This window comes from Phytohabitans houttuyneae (assembly GCF_011764425.1).
In the GTDB taxonomy this organism is placed as follows: domain Bacteria; phylum Actinomycetota; class Actinomycetes; order Mycobacteriales; family Micromonosporaceae; genus Phytohabitans; species Phytohabitans houttuyneae.
The window spans coordinates 1,010,741-1,028,924 of record NZ_BLPF01000004.1 but is presented as its reverse complement, the minus strand read 5'-3'; the positions used below and the strand labels follow the sequence as shown (position 1 = coordinate 1,028,924).

The 18,184-nt window shown below is 71.3% G+C and carries 12 protein-coding genes and 3 pseudogenes; 11 read left to right on the top strand and 4 right to left on the bottom strand.

Annotation, left to right across the window (positions count from 1 at the left end; translation table 11 throughout):
* Nucleotides 1–59 precede the first annotated feature (59 nt).
* Nucleotides 60–1,682, bottom strand: coding sequence for a DUF4139 domain-containing protein (locus Phou_RS46805; RefSeq protein ID WP_173070699.1), 1,623 nt, complete (start codon nt 1,680–1,682; stop codon nt 60–62).
* 21 nt (nt 1,683–1,703) lie between these two features.
* On the opposite strand from Phou_RS46805, the gene Phou_RS46800 reads away from it, so the two are divergent.
* From Phou_RS46800 to gltX, 7 genes and pseudogenes are all read left to right on the top strand, one after another.
* Nucleotides 1,704–2,108, top strand: a complete 405-nt coding sequence (locus Phou_RS46800) for a YjbQ family protein (protein ID WP_173070697.1) — start codon at nt 1,704–1,706, stop codon at nt 2,106–2,108.
* A gap of 126 nt (nt 2,109–2,234) precedes the next feature.
* Nucleotides 2,235–4,979 (top strand): pyruvate dehydrogenase (acetyl-transferring), homodimeric type, encoded by a 2,745-nt coding sequence (gene aceE / locus Phou_RS46795; RefSeq protein WP_173070695.1) that lies wholly within the window; start codon nt 2,235–2,237, stop codon nt 4,977–4,979.
* Between the two features lie 37 nt (nt 4,980–5,016).
* Nucleotides 5,017–5,487 carry a hypothetical protein gene (locus Phou_RS46790; RefSeq protein ID WP_173070693.1) on the top strand — a complete coding sequence of 157 codons (471 nt, stop codon included), beginning with the start codon at nt 5,017–5,019 and terminating at the stop codon, nt 5,485–5,487.
* Nucleotides 5,488–5,504: 17 nt separating this feature from the next.
* Nucleotides 5,505–6,552: pseudogene (locus Phou_RS55955) on the top strand (DNA glycosylase AlkZ-like family protein).
* Nucleotides 6,553–6,587: 35 nt separating this feature from the next.
* Nucleotides 6,588–7,879: pseudogene (locus Phou_RS46770) on the top strand (GH1 family beta-glucosidase).
* Complete coding sequence (locus tag Phou_RS46765; RefSeq protein WP_173070686.1) at nt 7,876–9,132, top strand: MFS transporter; 1,257 nt, start codon at nt 7,876–7,878, stop codon at nt 9,130–9,132. Before Phou_RS46770 ends, Phou_RS46765 begins: the two are co-directional and overlap by 4 nt.
* Nucleotides 9,129–10,529 (top strand): glutamate--tRNA ligase, encoded by a 1,401-nt coding sequence (gene gltX, locus Phou_RS46760; protein ID WP_281365196.1) that lies wholly within the window; start codon nt 9,129–9,131, stop codon nt 10,527–10,529. Before Phou_RS46765 ends, gltX begins: the two co-directional genes overlap by 4 nt.
* A gap of 122 nt (nt 10,530–10,651) precedes the next feature.
* Here the strand turns inward: gltX and Phou_RS46755 are convergent, their stop codons facing one another.
* A complete protein-coding gene (locus tag Phou_RS46755) occupies nt 10,652–11,371 on the bottom strand; it encodes an NYN domain-containing protein (RefSeq protein WP_218579614.1) in 720 nt (239 codons plus the stop codon).
* 203 nt (nt 11,372–11,574) lie between these two features.
* On the opposite strand from Phou_RS46755, the gene Phou_RS46750 reads away from it, so the two are divergent.
* Both Phou_RS46750 and Phou_RS46745 read left to right on the top strand, forming a co-directional pair.
* Complete coding sequence (locus Phou_RS46750; protein WP_173070682.1) at nt 11,575–12,933, top strand: FAD-binding oxidoreductase; 1,359 nt, start codon at nt 11,575–11,577, stop codon at nt 12,931–12,933.
* Nucleotides 12,934–13,087: 154 nt separating this feature from the next.
* The gene (locus Phou_RS46745) at nt 13,088–13,738 is read left to right on the top strand and encodes a hypothetical protein (RefSeq protein WP_173070680.1); all 651 of its coding nucleotides are present in this window, start codon (nt 13,088–13,090) and stop codon (nt 13,736–13,738) included.
* 256 nt (nt 13,739–13,994) lie between these two features.
* Here Phou_RS46745 and Phou_RS46740 read toward each other — a convergent pair whose 3' ends face one another.
* On the bottom strand, nt 13,995–14,627 hold the full coding sequence (locus Phou_RS46740) for a TetR/AcrR family transcriptional regulator (RefSeq protein WP_246274702.1): 633 nt from the start codon (nt 14,625–14,627) through the stop codon (nt 13,995–13,997).
* A 410-nt stretch (nt 14,628–15,037) separates the two neighbouring features.
* Nucleotides 15,038–15,602 (bottom strand): annotated as a pseudogene (locus tag Phou_RS46735) (hypothetical protein); the annotation flags it as partial.
* Nucleotides 15,603–15,744: 142 nt separating this feature from the next.
* Here Phou_RS46735 and Phou_RS46730 point away from each other — a divergent pair.
* Entirely contained in the window at nt 15,745–16,899 is a 1,155-nt protein-coding gene (locus Phou_RS46730; RefSeq protein WP_218579613.1) for a sensor histidine kinase, read from the top strand.
* Complete coding sequence (locus Phou_RS46725; protein WP_173070676.1) at nt 16,896–17,546, top strand: response regulator; 651 nt, start codon at nt 16,896–16,898, stop codon at nt 17,544–17,546. Before Phou_RS46730 ends, Phou_RS46725 begins: the two co-directional genes overlap by 4 nt.
* Nucleotides 17,547–18,184 lie beyond the last annotated feature (638 nt).

The following is an 18,184-nucleotide window of genomic DNA, read 5'->3' as shown; positions in this document are numbered from 1 at the left end:
GAACGACTACTACCCACCTTCGCGGGGCCCGAATACACGTCCCTCGGAGGTGGGGGTGGCTACTCTCGCCAGCCGGACATCTCCACGCCACGGGCGAGCTCCACGCGCAGGCCCATGTGGACCTCCTTGGTCTCGCCCGGGGCCAGCTCCAGCTTCCAGCTGAGCACGCCCAGGTCGGTGCGGTCGACGGGGTTGGGGTCGACCTTGAAGGCGCGCACCGTGATCCCCTCGTCGCGGGAGACCGGGATCTGGTCCAGCACCGTGACCTTGGCCGGGCGCGGCGTGTGGTTGGCGACCGTGGTCCGGTACTCCACCTCGCGACGCCGGGTCGAGCCGAGCGCGGCCTTGGTGGCGGTGCGCCGGGTCAGCTTGCGTTCCACCCGGATCCGGTCGTCGAGGCCGAGGGCAAGCTCGACCTCCTCGCCCGGCGCCCAGGTCTCCAGCCGGGTGGTGCCCACGAAGTCGGCGCCGTGGAAGACCGAGGCGGGGCCGGGCAGCAGCGTGTGCGCGGAGCTGTTGACCGCGGTGGCGCGCAGGTGCGCGTCGGGCGAGCTGGCCGGCGCGGTCACGTAGTCAAGCTCGGCGCCGAGGTCGAGCACGGCCACGGTGGCCCGGTGCGCGGTGCCGTCGGCGGGGACCGCGACCGCGTGCTCCGGGCGGTACGTCGCGGCGGCGACCCCCTGCTCCACCACGCCGGTGCTCTCCTCCAGCAGGAGCATCTCGTCGGGCGCGACGCTGTCCGCCGCGTACCCGGCCGCGGCGGCAGCCGGTGCGGGCGGCGGGATCGGCGGGCCGCCGGCGCGCATCATCTCCCGGCTCCGGGTGGCCGCCACCGCCCGCGCGACCGGGAGCGGGCGGATGCGGTCGAGGTACCACGGGTCGAGGTCCGGCACGGTCGTGGTCGTCGCCGGCCGCGCCGTCGAGAGCACCAGCTCGCACTCCGGCCAGTCTTCACCGGTGTGCTGGGTGACCAGCCCGAACCAGGTGACGGCCAGCCGGTCGTCGGCGAGGCGCACGTCGTATGTGGACTCCCAGCCGGCACCGTCCACCACGTACGACAGCTCAAGCTCGACGTCCTCCGCGGCCGCGCCGCCGGCCGAGACCTGCAGGCCCACGGCGGCGACCAGCTGGTCCGGCCCGCGGCGGCCGACCAGCTCCTTGTACCGCCGGTCGAGCGCGGCCTTGCGGTCGCGGGCCTCCTCCGCGCGGCGGGCGAGGTCGCGCTGGCGGGCCTTGCCCGCGGTGAGCTGCTCGGCGATCGAGTCGGCGAACCCGGCGACAGCAGCCGGGTCGGACTCGCCTGCGGCGACCGCCCGCGCGTACGTCGAGCCGGCCCGCTGGGCGAGCGTCGACAGGAAGTCGGCCCGCTGCGCCTCGACCGCGTCGGCGTCGGCGAGCTCGGCCAGCTCGGCGGTGACCGCCCGGCGGGCCTCCTCGACCTCGGCGACTGTCGCGTCGGTCGCGCGGGCCTGGTGGTGGACGACCACGTCGACGCCGAGCACGGTGGCCGGGCCGTGCCCGCCGACCCGGACCGAGTCGCGGTGCAGCCCGAGCGGTAGTGGTCCGATGTGGACCGTGCCGGGGCCGGCGGGCAGCCGCAGCTTGCCGCGGCGGGTCACTCGGGCCCGGTCCGGGTACACCGTCACCGCCACGATCGGGGCGTCAAGCACCACTGGGTTCACGCGTCAAACCATACTGGCGGCATGCGCACAGAGGTGATCACGGTGAAGACGGGCGGGCGCGCCACCGTACGGGACATCACGGGCCAGGCGGCCGACTTCGTGAGCGGGGAGGGCGACGGGCTCCTGCACGTCTTCGTGCCGCACGCCACCGCCGGCGTGGCGATCATCGAGACCGGCGCCGGCTCGGACGACGACCTGCTGACCGCCCTCGACGCGGTGCTCCCCGCCGACGACCGCTGGCGGCACCGGCACGGCGCCAGGGGTCACGGCCGGGACCACGTGCTGCCGGCCTTCGTCGCCCCCTACGCCTCCCTGCCGGTGATCGACGGGCGTATCGCGCTGGGCACCTGGCAGTCGATCTGCCTGGTCGACACCAACGGCGACAACCCCAGCCGCCAGGTGCGGTTTTCCTTCCTCCCAGGTTGACGCTTTGTTACCCCCTGGTACATGTGTCGAGCGTCGCGTAGGGGTCCACCAGGCGTGACGGAGGCCGGTGCACAAGGCAGGATGGAAGGCTACAGAGACCCATCACACAAAGCAGAGGGAGCGCTGGTGGCTACCGAACGCAAGCGCCCGGTGATCAGCGATGGCCTGCCGAGCCAGCTTCTCGATATCGATCCCGAGGAGACCCGCGAGTGGATCGAGTCGCTCGACGCGGTCATTGACGAGCGAGGTGCCAAACGCGCCCGCTACGTCATGCTGAGCCTGCTCGAACGCGCCCGGGAGCGCCAGGTCGGGGTCCCACCCCTGACCACGACCGACTACATCAACACGATCCCGCCGGAGCAGGAGCCCTGGTTCCCCGGCGACGAGTTCGTCGAGCGGCGCATCCGGGCGTACATCCGGTGGAACGCCGCGATGCTCGTGCACCGCGCCCAGCGCCCGGAGATCGGCGTCGGCGGGCACATCTCGACGTACGCGAGTGCCGCCTCGCTCTACGAGGTCGGCATGAACCACTTCTTCCGCGGCAAGAGCCACCCGGGTGGCGGAGACCACATCTTCTTCCAGGGCCACGCCTCCCCCGGCATGTACGCGCGCGCGTTCCTCGAGGGGCGCCTGGGCGAGGACCGGCTCGACGGGTTCCGCCAGGAGCTCTCCCACGCCGGGCCGGGCGGCGGCCTGCCCAGCTACCCGCACCCCCGGCTGATGCCGGACTTCTGGGAGTTTCCGACCGTCTCCATGGGTCTCGGCCCGCTGAACGCGATCTACCAGGCCCGGTTCAACCGGTACCTGCACCACCGGGGCATCAAGGACACGTCCGACCAGCACGTATGGGCGTTCCTCGGCGACGGTGAGATGGACGAGGTGGAGTCGCTCGGCGCGATCGGGCTGGCCGCGCGCGAAGAGCTCGACAACCTCACCTTTGTGATCAACTGCAACCTGCAGCGCCTCGACGGCCCGGTGCGGGGCAACGGCAAGATCATTCAGGAGCTCGAGGCGTTCTTCCGCGGCGCCGGGTGGAACGTCATCAAGGTCATCTGGGGTCGCGAGTGGGACCCGCTGCTCGCCGCCGACACCGACGGCGCGCTGGTCAACCTCATGAACACCACGCCCGACGGCGACTACCAGACGTACAAGGCCGAGTCCGGCGCCTTCGTCCGCGAGCACTTCTTCGGGCGCGACCCCCGCACCCGCAAGATGGTCGAGCACATGAGCGACGAGGAGATCTGGAACCTCAAGCGCGGCGGCCACGACTACCGCAAGCTCTTCGGGGCGTACAAGGCGGCGATCGAGCACACCGGCCAGCCGACCGTGATCCTCGCCAAGACGATCAAGGGCTGGACGCTCGGCTCGCACTTCGAGGGGCGCAACGCGACCCACCAGATGAAGAAGCTGACGCTCGACGACCTGAAGTCGTTCCGCGACCGCCTCTACCTCGACATCCCCGACTCCGCCCTGGAGTCCAACCCCTACCTGCCCCCCTACTTCCACCCGGGTGAGAAGTCCGACGAGGTGCAGTACCTGCGGGAGCGGCGCGAGCAGCTCGGCGGGTACCTGCCGTCCCGGCGCACCACCACGATCCCGCTGCAGATCCCGGGGGCGGAGCGGTTCGCCGACGTCAAGCGCGGTTCGGGCAAGCAGAAGGTGGCCACCACAATGGCCTTCGTCCGCCTACTCAAGGACCTGATGAAGGACAAGGACTTCGGCCGGCGGTGGGTGCCGATCATCCCGGACGAGGCGCGCACGTTCGGCATGGACTCGCTCTTCCCGACGCAGAAGATCTACTCGCCGCACGGGCAGAAGTACACGTCCGTCGACCGCGAGCTCTTCCTGTCGTACAAGGAGGCGACGGCCGGGCAGATCCTGCACGAGGGCATCAACGAGGCCGGTTCGGTGGCGTCGTTCACCGCCGCCGGTACGGCGTACGCCACGCACGGCGAGCCGATGATCCCGCTGTACATCTTCTACTCGATGTTCGGCTTCCAGCGCACCGGCGACGGGTTCTGGGCGGCGGCCGACCAGATGGCGAGGGGCTTCGTGCTCGGCGCCACGGCCGGGCGCACCACGCTCAACGGTGAGGGCCTGCAGCACGAAGACGGCCACTCGCACCTGATCGCGGCGACCAACCCGGCCGTCGTGGCGTACGACCCGGCGTTCGCCTTCGAGATCGCGCACATCGTCGAGGACGGCCTCCACCGGATGTACGGCGAGCAGTCCGAGGCGGTCTTCTACTACCTGACCATCTACAACGAGCCGATCCTGCAGCCGGTCGAGCCGGAAAACCTCGACGTCGAGGGCGTCAAGCGGGGCATCTACCGGTACTCGCCGGCGCCCAGCGTCGACGGCCCGAAGGCGCAGATCCTCGCCTCCGGCACGGGCATGCAGTGGGCGCTCAAGGCCCAGCAGCTGCTCGCGCAGGACTGGGGCGTGGCGGCCGACGTGTGGTCGGTGACCTCCTGGACCGAGCTGCGCCGCGACGCGGTCAAGGCCGAGGAGTACAACCTGCTGCACCCGGGCAGCCCGGCGCGTACGCCGTACATCAAGTCCAAGCTGGCGGAGGCGGCCGGACCGGTCGTCGCGGTCAGCGACTGGATGCGGGCGGTGCCGGACCTGATCGCCCGGTGGGTGCCCGGCGACTACACCTCGCTCGGCACGGACGGGTTCGGCCTCTCCGACACGCGGCACGCGCTGCGCCGGCACTTCCACGTCGACGCCGAGTCGATCGCGGTTGCCACGCTGCGCCAGCTCGCCGTCCGCGGGGAGATCCCGGCCGCGGTGCCGGCCGAGGCGGCCAAGAAGTACGCGATCGACGACGTCAACGCCGCCCCGGTCGGCGAGACCGGCGGCGACAGCTGACCCCACAGCCTTGTTCCATGCGGCCATGCTTGATCGCGTGAGCCGCATGGAATGGGTGATCTTCGACCGGCGGGAGCCGTCGGTCGTGGTCGAGCTCATCCGCGGGGTCGCCGCCACCGGCGACCCCGGGGAGTACGGCGACGGGGTCGAGGTCGTCCTCGAGGCGCCCGCGCCCTCGTTCCTTCGCGACATCTTCGGCGCCGAGCCGGCCAGCGCGCACATCGCCGTGACCAAGCCCGGCGGCGAGGTCGGCTACCCGTTCAACGTCCGCCTGGTCAGCGACCAGGGCGGCGACGCTGGCCACCGCGCGCCCCGCCGGGCCGGCTGGGCGGTCAGCAACTCGGCCGGTCTCGCGTTCCTGATGCAGAAAGGCGCGGCTGGTGCCCCGCCCGACTGGCCCGACCTCGTCGAAGGCGCGATCGCGGCGCTCACCGCGCTGCGCACCGACGCCGGCGACCCCGGCTGGCGGGCCGCCGTGGACCGCTCCGTGTTCCGCGCGTATTGGTAACCCCTTATTGTGGTTACATGCCGTTGACGTGGGAACAGATACTCCGGTGGCGCATCGAGCGGCAGTTTCTGGGCGCCACCCGCGGCACGGATGCGGTCGCGGTGGCGCGGCGGCTCAGCGGCGTGCACGCCCAGCTCGCCGCCTCGGCGGTGACCGCGCTCGACCTGCGGGTGAAGGGCGGCGCCACCGCGGCGAGCGTCGACAAGGAGCTGTGGGACAAGCGGCGGCTGGTGAAGACCTGGGCCGCGCGCGGCACGCTGCACCTGCTGCCCGCCGCCGACCTGCCCACCTGGGTCGCCGCGATGTCCACCCGCACCCGCGAGACGACCGGCTCCTGGCTGCGCTACCACGGGGTGACCGCCGAGCAGATGGCCGACATCATCGCGGCCGTGCCGGACGTGCTCGGCGGTGAGCCGCTCACCCGCGAGGAGCTGGCCACCGCGATCGTCAAGGCCACCCGGCACGACGACCTGCGCGAGCCCTTGATCCAGGGCTTCGGGCGGTGCTCAAGCCGCTGGCGTTCCGCGGGCTGCTCTGCTCGGGCCGCCACGCGGGCGCAACGTCACGTTCGTCGCGCCGCGCGCCTGGCTGGGCGGGTGGGAAGAGGTCGAGACCGAGGCGGCGATCGACGCGCTCACCCTTGGCTACCTCGGCACGTACGGGCCGTCGACAGCGGACGAGTTCGCCCGGTGGTTCGACCTGAAGCCGGCGCTGGCGAAGAAGTCGTTCGCCCGGCTGGCCGACCAGCTCGTCGAGGTCGAGAGCGGCGCGCTGCCGGCCGAGCTGGCCGGCGAGGTGGCGCGGAAGCGGCCGATGTCCGTGCACCTGCTGCCCGCGTTCGACCCGTACACGGTGGGCAGCCTGCGCCAGATCGATCGGGTGGTGAGCGGGCCCAACAAGGCCAAGGTTTCCCGCCCGCAAGGGTGGATTTCGCCGACTCTGGTGGTCGACGGCCGGATCGACGGCGTGTGGGACGACGCGACCGTGACCCCGTTCGTACCGTTGGGTAGGTCGGTCCGTTCGGCCCTGACGAAGGGGTTCCCGGAGGTCAGCGTCGCGGACTAGAGTGCGAGGATCTTTCGCGTTCTAGGAGGTCGCGGGTGGCCTTTACCTGGGGTGTATCGACGGCGGCCTATCAGATCGAAGGCGCTGCCACGGAGGGTGGACGCGGGCGGTCCATCTGGGACGTGTTCTCGCACGAGCCGGGGCGGGTCTCCGACGGCGGCACCGGCGACGTGGCGTGCGACCACTTCCACCGGTACCCGGAGGACGTCGACCTGATGGCCGGGCTCGGCGTCGACGCGTACCGCTTCTCGGTGGCCTGGCCGCGCATCCAGCCCGACGGCACCGGCCCGGCAAACGCGGCCGGCGTCGACTTCTACGACCGCCTCGTGGACGCCCTGCTGGCCAAGGAGATCGACCCGGTCGTCACGCTCTTCCACTGGGACCTGCCCCAGGCGCTGGAAGAAAAGGGCGGCTGGCTGAGCCGCGACACGGCGTTCCGGTTCGCCGACTACGCCGGGCTGGTGGCCGACGCGCTCGGCGACCGCGTGCGGCTCTGGATCACGCTCAACGAGCCGTTCATCCACATGACCCTCGGCTACGCCACCGGGAGCACGCGCCCGGCCAGACCCTCCTCTTCGGTGCGCTGCCGGTGGCCCACCATCAGCTGCTCGGTCACGGTCTCGCGGTGGCGGCCCTGCGGGCACGGGGCGCCGGCGCGGTGGCCATCACCAACAACTACTCCCCCGTTTGGTACCCACCCGACTGGCCGGTGAGTGACGCGGACGCCGCCGCGGCCGCGGCGTACCACGCGCTGCACAACCGTCTCTTCACCGATCCGCTCTTCGGGCGGGGCTATCCGGAGCTGGGCATGGACCCCTCGGTGGTGCGCGACGGCGACCTCGACACGATCGCGGCACCGCTCGACGCGCTGGGTGTCAACTACTACAACCCCACGGGGATACGCGCGCCGTCCACTGCGGACAGTCCGCTGCCGTTCGAGTTCGCACCCCTTGAGGGCTATCCGACGACGGCGTTCGGCTGGCCGGTGGTCCCCGACGGGCTGCGGGAGCTGCTGGTGTCGCTCAAGGAGGAGTACGGCGAGGCGCTCCCGCCGATCCACGTGACCGAGAGCGGCTGCGCGTACGACGGGATCGACGACCCCGAGCGGGTGGCCTACCTGGACGGTCACATCGCGGCGGTGCGCGCGGCCATGGCGTCCGGTGTGGACGTTCGCGGCTACTTCGTCTGGTCCCTGCTCGACAACTTCGAGTGGGCCGAGGGGTACACCAAGCGCTTCGGCCTCGTGCACGTCGACTACGAGACGCAGGTGCGCACTCCCAAGACCTCGTACGCCTGGTACCGGGACCTCATCAGAGCCTCCAGATGAAGGCCGGGATCGAGGTACCCGCCGCGCTCGCCGAGCCCACCGTGCCGGTGCGGCGGAGTTGGATCGCACTGATCTTCAGCGCCAACCTCGGCGTGTGGATGGCGTTCTTCACGCCGATCCAGGTGCTGCTGCCCAACCAGGTCGAGCTGATCGACCCGGCCAACAAGGAGGCGATGTTCGGCTGGGTGACCGCGCTCGGCGCGCTCGCGGCCGTCATCGCCAACCCGCTGGCCGGTGCGCTTTCCGACCGCACCTCGCTGCGGCTCGGCGGGCGCGACCTCGGGCGGCGCCACGTGTGGACCTTCTCCAGCGCGCTGCTCGGCGCCGCGTCGCTGGTCACGCTCGGCCAGCAGCGCACGATCGTCGGCGTCGCCGTGTGCTGGGTGGCCGCGCAGGTGTGCTTCAACGCCGCCCTCGCGACCCTCACCGCCGCGATCCCCGACCGGGTGCCGGTCGCCCAGCGCGGCGGCGTGTCGGGGTGGGTGGGGATACCGCAGTCGCTCGGCCTCGTCGTGGGCGCGGTGCTGGTCACCGCGATCTTCACCGACAACAAGGCGGGGTACTACGCGGTGGCCGTGGCCGTGCTGATCCTCGCCCTGCCGTTCGCGCTGTTCACCCCGGACGACCCGCTGCCCCGCGCGGCCCGCCCGCGCGTTCCGCTGCTGTCCGGCATGTGGATCAGCCCGCGCCGGTACCCCGACTTCGCCTGGGCCTGGGGCACCCGCTTCCTCGTGCAGGTCGGCAACGCGCTCGGCACCCTCTACCTGCTGTACTTCCTGCAGGACGGGGTGAAGTACCACGATCCGGAGGGCGGCCTGCTCATCCTGATCCTGATCTACACAGCGGGCATGATGGCGACCGCGGTCGTGTCCGGCCGCCTCTCCGACCGCTCCGGCCGGCGCAAGATCTTCGTCATCTGGTCCGGCGTGATCATGGCGGTGGCCGCGACGCTGCTCGCCGTGTGGCCGCTGTGGAGCACGGCCATCGTGGCCGCGGTGCTGCTCGGCGCCGGCTACGGCGTCTACCTGGCCGTCGACGCGGCTCTGATCACGCAGGTGCTCCCCCGCGCCACCGACCGGGGCAAGGACCTGGGCGTCATCAACATCGCCAACTCCGCGCCCCAGGTGCTCGGGCCGGCGATGTCGGCGCCGATCGTGGTGCACCTCGGCGGGTACCCCACGCTCTACGCGCTCACCGCCGCCGTCACCCTCCTCGGCAGCGTCTTCGTGGTGCGGATACGCTCGGTGCCGTGACCGTACGCGTGCGCTTCGCCCCGTCTCCCACCGGTATGTTCCACGTCGGCGGTGCCCGTTCGGCGCTGCAGAACTGGATCTACGCGAGGCAGCACGGCGGCGCGTTCGTCCTCCGGATCGAGGACACCGACGCGGCGCGCAACCGGCCCGAGTGGACCGAGGGCATCCTCAACGCGCTCGACTGGATCGGCATCGAGCGCGGCTCGTACGAGGGGCCCTACTTCCAGTCCGCCAACGCCGGCGAGCACCGGGCCGCCGCCGACAAGCTCTACGCGGCCGGCCGGGCGTACTTCTGCGACTGCACCCGCGAGGACGTGCAGGCCCGCACCGGCTCGCAGTACCAGGGGTACGACGGCTTCTGCCGCGACCGCGGCCTGACCGCGGGTGCGCTGCGCTTCCGCACCCCGGACGAGGGCAACACCGTCGTGGTCGACCTCATCCGCGGCGAACCCACCTGGGAAAACAAGCTGCTCGAAGACTTTGTCATCGCGCGCACCGACGGTTCGCCCGTGTTCCTGCTGGCCAACGTGGTCGACGACATGACGATGGGCATCACGCACGTCATCCGCGCCGAGGAGCACCTGTCCAACACCCCGAAGCAGCAGCTGCTCTGGGACGCGCTTGGCGTGAAGCCACCGATCTGGGCACACGTGCCCGTCGTCGTCAACGAAAAGCGCCAGAAGCTCTCCAAGCGCCGCGACAAGGTGGCGCTCGAGGCGTACCGCGACGAGGGCTATCTCGCCGACACCATGCGCAACTACCTGATGCTGCTGGGCTGGGCCCCGAGCGGCAACCGGGAGATCGTGCCGTGGTCGGTGATCGAGGAGGAGTTTCGCCTCGAGGAGGTAAACCCGTCGCCGGCCTTCTTCGACGAGAAGAAGCTGCGCGCCTTCAACGGCGAGTACATCCGCGCACTCGAGCCGGCCGCCTTCGCCGCCGCCTGCCGGCCGTGGCTCACCGGCACCGAGACGATCCCCCCGCCCCCGTGGCGCCCGGAAGACTTCGACCCGGCCGCCTTCGACGCGGTGGCGCCGCTGGCACAGACCCGCATCGCCGTGCTCAGCGAGATCGTCCCGAACGTGGACTTCCTCTTCGTACCCTCACCCGAGATCGACGAGGCCGCCTGGTCCAAGGCGATGAAGGACGGCGCCGCCGACCTCCTGGACGCCGCGGCGGCCGCCTTCAACGCGCTCCCCACATGGGACGCGGAGTCGCTGAAGGCCGCCTTGGAGGAGGTAGGCGCCGCCCGCGGCCTGAAGCTCGGCAAGGCCCAGGCCCCGGTGCGGGTGGCGGTGACCGGCCGCGGCGTGGGACTGCCCCTGTTCGAGTCACTGGTGGTGCTGGGCAAGGAGCGGACCCTCGCACGGATCGAAGCCGCCCGGGCCCGCCTCATCTGACTCGGCCGCCGCCCACCTGCATCATCACGTTTCGCCACTTGGGCAAAGAAAGACCCGGCCCCAGAGGAGCCGGGTGAGTTATGCGAATAGCTTAGCCCACAGTCGGCCGCGACGGGACCCCGTTACCACCCCACCGGTTTGCTGAACGTACCCGCCAGGTCGGGAAGCTGATGCCTGAAAAAGTCGTCCCGGCGCAGCTTGCGCCACCAATGGTTGCCGACGCCCTCTGACGGAAGGCCGGCCAGGTCACCGGCGAAGAGCGTGTTTCGCGGGTTCACATGCCCGACCGGGACCCGCTGCCGGCTGATCTGGACGGGCAGTCGCAGGTCGCTGTCATTGGATATAACCACGACACCGTCCACCCGCCCCTCGAGGACATCCATCAACATGTGCGAGGCGATGTTGACGTCCGTACCTTTCTCTTCCTGGTGCAGGTGAGAAACCATGAAGGCGACATCGCCGTTGGCAATCGGCGTCGGGTATTGCACCTTTATCGGCCACTCCGGCCTTGTCACCACCGGTGCACCGCCTGGTCCTCTCGTCGCGAGCGGGGCGTGCTTTACCCGCGCCACATAGTTGCCGTACTCGACGAGGTCGACGCTCCTGCTCTCGACAAGCGCCCTGAGATAGACCTCCTGGTCTGCGTTGCCGCTCGGGTTGGTCGCGCCGTCGATCCGCGCGGTGCAGTACACGATCCGGTCGATCGCCGCGCCGGCCCAGGCCCGCTGTGCGGTGACCAGCGACGTGGCCAGCACCCGCAGGTCCAGCCACCGCCACCCGGCCGTCCCGCGGCCGCACGTCGCGCGGGCGCCGTAGTAGAGGTTGTAACCGTCTATATACACGCCCACGCGTGTGGGAATCGGGGGCATAGCTCACGGTAATCGGAGCTGCCGCTGGTGAGGACCCACCAATCACCGGCTCTCCCACGCTCCGGTGGTGGCCGCCCCGCACGCGGCGAGCGTGGGACGAAAGAAGCGACCACAACCGTGTAGAGCTGTGGCTCCTGGCTCCGACCAACGGGTGAAGAGCAACCCGAGGAGGAGCAATGAGCACCGACACCCATGCGGCGCTGACCGGCGACATCATCCGGCCCGGTGACGAGGCCTACGACCGGCTACGGCGCACCTTTGTCCACGAAGGCGAGCCGGCCGTGATCGTGCGCTGCCACGACGGCGCGGACGTGCGGCGGGCGATCCGGTACGCGCGCGAGCATGACCTCGTGCTCTCCGTGCGCAGCGGCGGCCACAACGGCGTCGGGTTCGGCACCAACACCGGCGGCGTCGTCATCGACCTCGGGCCGATCGACGCGGTCGAGGTCGTGGACGCCGCGCGTGGCCTCGTGCGGATCGGCAGCGGCGCCCGGTGGCGGGAAGTGGCCGCCGCGCTCGCCACGCACGGGCTCGCGCTCTCGTCCGGCGACACCGCGAGTGTCGGTGTCGGTGGGCTGATGCTGGGTGGTGGGATCGGCTGGCTGGTACGCAAGCACGGCCTCGCCCTCGACAGCCTCGTCGCCGCCGAGGTCGTGACGGCGGACGGCGACGTGGTACGCGCCAGCGCGCACGAGCACCCCGACCTCCTCTGGGCCCTGCGCGGCGGCGGCGGAAACTTCGGTGTGGTGACGACGTTCGAGGTGCTCGCCTACCCGGTGGGCGACGTGCTCTTCGGCTCGTTCTCGTACCCGGCCGAGGAGGCGGCCGCCGTGCTGCGCGGCTGGCGGGACTTCCTGCGCGCCGGCGGCGACGAGGTCACCACCATCGCCCGCGTCGCGCCGTCGTTCGGTGGGCCGGTGCCGCCGGTGGAGGTGGCATTCTGCGTGCCGGCCGGTGACGAGGAGGCCGCACGGTCCGCCCTCGAACTGCTGCGCAAGCTCGGCACTGTGGTCGCCGAAAACGTGACGCGACGGCCGTACCCGCAGGTCCTGGAGGAGGTCGCGGACCTGCCACCTGGCTTCCGGCCGGCGGTGCGCAACGGCCTCGTGCCGTCGGTCACGGACGAGCTCATCGACACCGCGCTGGCCCGGGCGGGCGAGATCGGCACCGTGTACGTGGAGTTGCGTGGCCTCGGCGGTGCCTTCGGGCGCGTGGCGGAGGAGGCGACGGCGTTCGCCCACCGGGACAGCGAGGCGATGCTGCTCACCGTCCAGCTCGACAGCGGCGAGGCAGGGGCGGAGGCGTTCGCGGGGCTGTGGCGCGCGGTGGGGCCGATGACGCGCGGCGCCTACGGCAACTTCCTCACCACCGCGACCGCGGACGACGTCGCCACCATGTACCCGGACGCCACCTATCGGAGGCTGGCCGCGGTCAAAGAGGTGTACGACCCGACAAATCTGTTCAGCCACAATCACAACGTGCCGCCCAGGTCCCCACGATCGACGTCAGCCGGTTACGATTCGGCGGCCGGATGAGTGGGCCTGATGTCACGCCGGCGACGATCGCAGATAGTTCCAAAAACCTGGGCTGCGCATGCAACCGCGCGAGGCATGGCGGAGTCTTTGGTTTAAAGCGGATCGTCGGTCGCACCACGGGGCAGGACCATCCATCGGGGCGGGGAGGTCGGTCATGGTCGCAAGGGTGAGCCGCCGATGGTTCATGAGCGGTGCGGTGCTGGTCGCCGTCGCCGCCCCGCTGCTCGCCCCGTCGCCCGCCCTCGCCGCGCCGCCCAAGCCCGACACCATCACGATCGACGGCGAGGAGCTCGAAGAGGCCATCACGGTCCACGCCAAGACCCACCCGGAGCTCTTCGAGGCGCTGCTGAGTCAGGTCAACTGGCTGGCCACCGCCAAGGGTCAGGCCACCGCGCCGAAGAAGGACAAGCTCGGCCGCAAGTACACGGTGGTGGTGCGCGTCGGCGACCAGTCCAAGAAGACCTACGACCTCTACCCGCTGGCCGCCGGCGGCCCACGCGCCTTCCGCCCGGCCAAGCAGCCCGACAAGAGCAAGACGTCAAACGCGTGGTTCTACGGGCGGCTCAACATGTCCGAGACGCTGCGGGCAGCCGGCGTGCCGCTGCCGGAAAAGCCGGAGACCCTGCACGGCGGGATCGGCGGCGGCGAGCGCGTCTTCGACGAAGACACGCTCAACCCGGGCCGCGACCTCGACAAGCTCCTCGCCGACCTGCGCGAGGTCCTGCTGCTCAACGGCGCTGTCGTGCTCGTCATCACCCTGGGACTGGCCGGCATCTCGCTGCTGGTCCGCCGCCGCACCCGCTAGCCACTTCTTCAAGCAGACTTGCCCGCGTCCGCGCCAGCTGCGGACCGCATGCGCGGGCCCCGGGGGAGACGTGGAGCGCAGCGGAGCGTCTTCTTTGGGTGCTTTCCCGCGGGCTACGCGGAGGTCGGCGGCTCGCCAGGGGCTCGCCGACTTCCCCGACCTCCGCTGCAAGGTCCGCGGGCAAGCCCAACCCCCGCGGCGGGTGAGGCCGCGGGAGCAACGGTCCGGACCACGGCGGACATCGCGGTAGCTCGGATTAAGGCGCTTTGTCCACCGTGGAGCCGGCGGCGGCCTCGACGAGGTGGATCAGGTCGCGCAGGTCGGCCTCGAACTCGGCGTCCCAGTCGACCTCCTCCGCCAGCCAGCGGGACAGGCGGGTGTGCGCGGGCAGTGCCGGCCCGGCGGGGATCGACCCGGCGCCGCGCCGGCCGGCGGCGAAGCGGCCGTTTACCTCGGAGGTGGCGTAGCCGAGGACGAAGGTGGACAGCATCCGCTCCAGGCGGGGCACCTCGGGCTCGGGCACGCCGGCGTCGAGCAGGGCGTCGTAGATCAGGTCGACCGCGCGCATGGCGTCCGGTGTGGCCGAGGGGCGGGTCATGAGCAGCGGGTACGCGCCGGGGTGGGCGCTGGCCAGCGCGCGGGCGGCTCGGGCGATGGCGCGCAGCCGCTCGCGCCAGCCGGCGGTGGCGGCGGCCGGGTCCGGGAGCAGGCCGGCCAGCAGGCGGTCGACGAGGCCGTCGAGCAGGTCGTCCTTGGTGCCGACGTAGGGGTACAGCGCCATCGACGTCAGCCCCATCCGGCGGGCGACGGCACGCATGGAGATCGCCGCCAGGCCGTGTTCGTCGGCCAGGGCTAACGCTTCGTCCAGAATCTGCTGTTTTGCGCGCACGTGTACAGCGTAGAGAGGGCTCAGCACCACCTGTCCGGTGGACGCTCCCGACGCGTCGCGCGGGCCCGCGGGCGGACGGCGCCGTGGCGGTGGGCGCCCGCCCAGCCCGACTGGCTGGACCGGCACACCGCCGGGCCGCGCCGCTCGGGCACGAGCTTCCGCCCCTCGTCCAGCGGCGGCTCGGCCGCCGGAGCGTCAGATGCCTCCGCCGGGGCACTAGGCGCAACGCCTGTCACACCGGCAGCAGCCGCCTCATCCACGGGCTGCGGACCGGCCCCGCACACCCACCTCAAGTGCCTGCCGGGCACTCCGTGCTCGCCAAGCAAGTAATGCTGCTCGCTCTCGGCGCTGCCGTGCTCGGCCTCCCGTGCGCCATACTTCGATCTCCTCACCGGCGGACAACCGCCTGTACCAGGCTCCCCCGGTGCTACTACATCACTCCTTGGGCCGTGCGGGAAATAACGTGGCCCACAATGGGAAAGCGATCAACCAGACGACGAGCGCCACGGTGAGCCGCCAGATCCATCCATCCAACTGTTCGGTCCGGCCGCGGTCGTCGACCAGGAGGATGCCGCCAACCAGCAGGCCACACGCGACTGCCCAGCCGGCCAGGCCCTTGAACCACTCCCGCCACTCGTACCGGGCGCGCTCCCACCCGCCCTTCGGCGGCTTCCAGGGCGGCGGACCGCCAGCGAAGCGGTGAGCGAACCGCTGGTCCGCCCACCGCACCATCGAGTGTCCGAAGGCGATGGAGAAGCCGATGTAGGCCGCGGCCAGGCCGTGCGTGAAGTTGGCCTCCGCGCCCCGCCGCAGGTCGATCACCGACGCGACGAGCAGCACGACGTCGACGAGGGGCACGCACAGCAGGAGTACGCCGCCGACGCGCCGCCACCGCAACAGGTACCGCGCGACGAGGCCGGCGCCCAGGATCACCCAGAACCCGATCTCGCACGCGGCGATCACCGCGAGAACCATGCCTCAAGCCTCACGGCACGCGCGCCCCGGAACGTCGGCAGCGGTGAGGGAATCCACGTACATCCTTCGACGGACCCCGCGCCCCTACCGGCTCGTCGTCCGGTCGGAGGTCGCTGGGCGGAACGTGTGATGTGATCGAAACGTGTCCAGGGCGATGCGGCGCGACCTGACCCTGGCGGGCCTCTCGCTCGCCGGCGGCCTCGCCATGCTCGCGCTCGGCGTCGCGCACACGATCCAGCCCTGGCCGGTTCGACCGCCGAGCGTGCTGTTCGTACCGCCGCTCGTGCTCGCCTGCCTGGCGCTCGCACTCCGCCGCGTCGCCACCCGCACCGGCCTGGCCCTCGGCACCGTCGCGGTCGTGACCGACATCGCGCTGGGCAGCTCGCTCGGCACGCTGCTGGTCTACTCGCAGGTCCTCTACGACACGTGCCTGTACGGCTCGGCGCGCATGTGGCGCATCCTCCTGCGCGTCGGCATCGCCGTAAGCACCGCCTGCGTGGTCGCGGGCCCCATCCTGGCCGGCTCGTGGCGCGGCCTGCAGCTGGCCATCCCGGCGGTGCTGATCCTCGTGCTCCCGGTGGTGACCGCGATCAGCGTGCGGCAGTACCGCGACCAGGCCGCCGCCGAGCGCGCCCGCGCCGACCAGACCGCCCGCCTCGTCGAGCTCGACCGCCGCCAAGCCGTGACCGCCGAGCGCACCCGGATGGCCCGCGAGCTGCACGACGTGATCGCCAACCACCTCAGCGCGGCGGCCATCCACTCGACGGCGGCGCTGTCCGTGCACGGTCGCGATCCGGCCGCGGTCGAGCAGGCGCTCAAGGTGATCCGGGAAAACAGCGTGCAGGGGCTGGCCGAGATGCGCCAGATGATCGAGCTGCTGCGCGAGGGGGCGGGCGAGGACGAGCCGACCCGGGTACGCCTCGCCGAGCTTGACCACCTCATCGCGCAGGCACGCGGCGCCGGCCTCACCGTGCGGGTCGAGACCACGGGCGAGCCGCGCGCGCTGCCGGTGGGAGTGGACCTGGCGGCGTACCGGATCGTGCAGGAGTCGCTCACCAACGCGCTCAAGCACGGCACCGGGAGGGCGGACGTGGCGGTCGCGTACGGCGCCGGCGTCGTCTCACTCACCGTCGAAAACCCGATCAACGGCGCATCGGCGGTACCCGGCGCCGGCGCCGGCCTCATCGGCATGCGCGAGCGCGCGGCACTGCTGCACGGCCGCTTCGACGCCGGGGGCGACGGCGCACGATGGCGGGTACACGCCGAGCTGCCCACCGCCGCGGAAGAGGTCGCATGAGCATCCGAGTCGTGATCGCCGACGACCAGGACGCGGTGCGCACCGGCCTCGCCATGATCCTCAACGGCGCGCCGGACGTCGAGGTGGTCGGCCAGGCCTCCGACGGCGCGGACGCACTCACTCTCTGCCGCGACCTGCGCCCGGACGTGGCGGTGCTCGACGTGCGCATGCCCCGCATGGACGGCATCTCCGCCACCCGCGAGATCGTCGCCGAGGGCCTGGCCGACGTGCTGGTGCTGACCACGTTCGACGTGGACGAGTACGTCTTCGGCGCACTCCGCGCCGGCGCGGCGGGCTTCCTGCTCAAGGACACCGACGCGGACGGCCTGGTGGACGCGGTGCGCACCGTAGCCCGCGGCGACGGCATCATCGCGCCGGCGGTGACCCGCCGGCTGATCGCCGCGTTCGCCGCGACCGCACCCAGCGCGTCAGCCGCCCTCCGGACGGCGGTGGAGGGCCTCACACCGCGGGAACGTGACGTGCTGGCCTGCCTGGGACAGGGCCTGTCCAACCTGGAGATCGCCGAGCGGCTGGACATGGCCGAGTCCACCACGAAGACCCACGTGAGCCGGATTCTGATGAAGCTGGGACTGCGCAGCCGGGTCCAGGCCGCGATCCTCGCGCAGGATCTCAACCTGTCCATTTAGACGGGGTGCCGGGTCATTTCGCGCTCGGCCGGTCGCTGCTTGCGGGCGGCACTGCTCCGGGGGTCGGCACCGCTCCGGGGCCGGCACCGCTCGCGGACCGGCTGTGCTCGGGGTTGTCGCTCCTCGCGGTCTCGCGTCGGGCTGGTTGTCCTGCCGGGGTATGGCTCGGTTGGGTCAGATCGTGGTACCGATCCGCGCCTCGGGGGTCCGATTCGTACCACGATCCGCTGGCAGCGACCTGGGTTTGATCGTCGACCGGTCCGCGAGGGAGTGCCGAGATCAGCCGCGGCAGGTGCGCTGGCCGACCGCCGCGGACTAGCGTCGTTGTCCCGGGGCCGTCACCCTCACCCCGGTTGACAGGAGCGACCCGCGCGGCCAGACCCAAAGGCCCCCAAGCCTTGACCTGGTGCTCAGTCGATCGAGAGCTCCCCGCTGACCCGGATACTCGAATGCGGATAGGCGCTGCCGCGTATTCCACGCCACTCTGGTGGTTATGACTCCGCGCCGGAGGCGGCCGCGCTCGGAAAGGCAGCGGTTATCGCGCCGCCGACCGTCGATCAAGGGATTTGCTGGATGATCGGCCAGTGTCCCCCAATCGCGTTGACTGAAAACCTGCCCGGCATGACGACAGTTCTTGG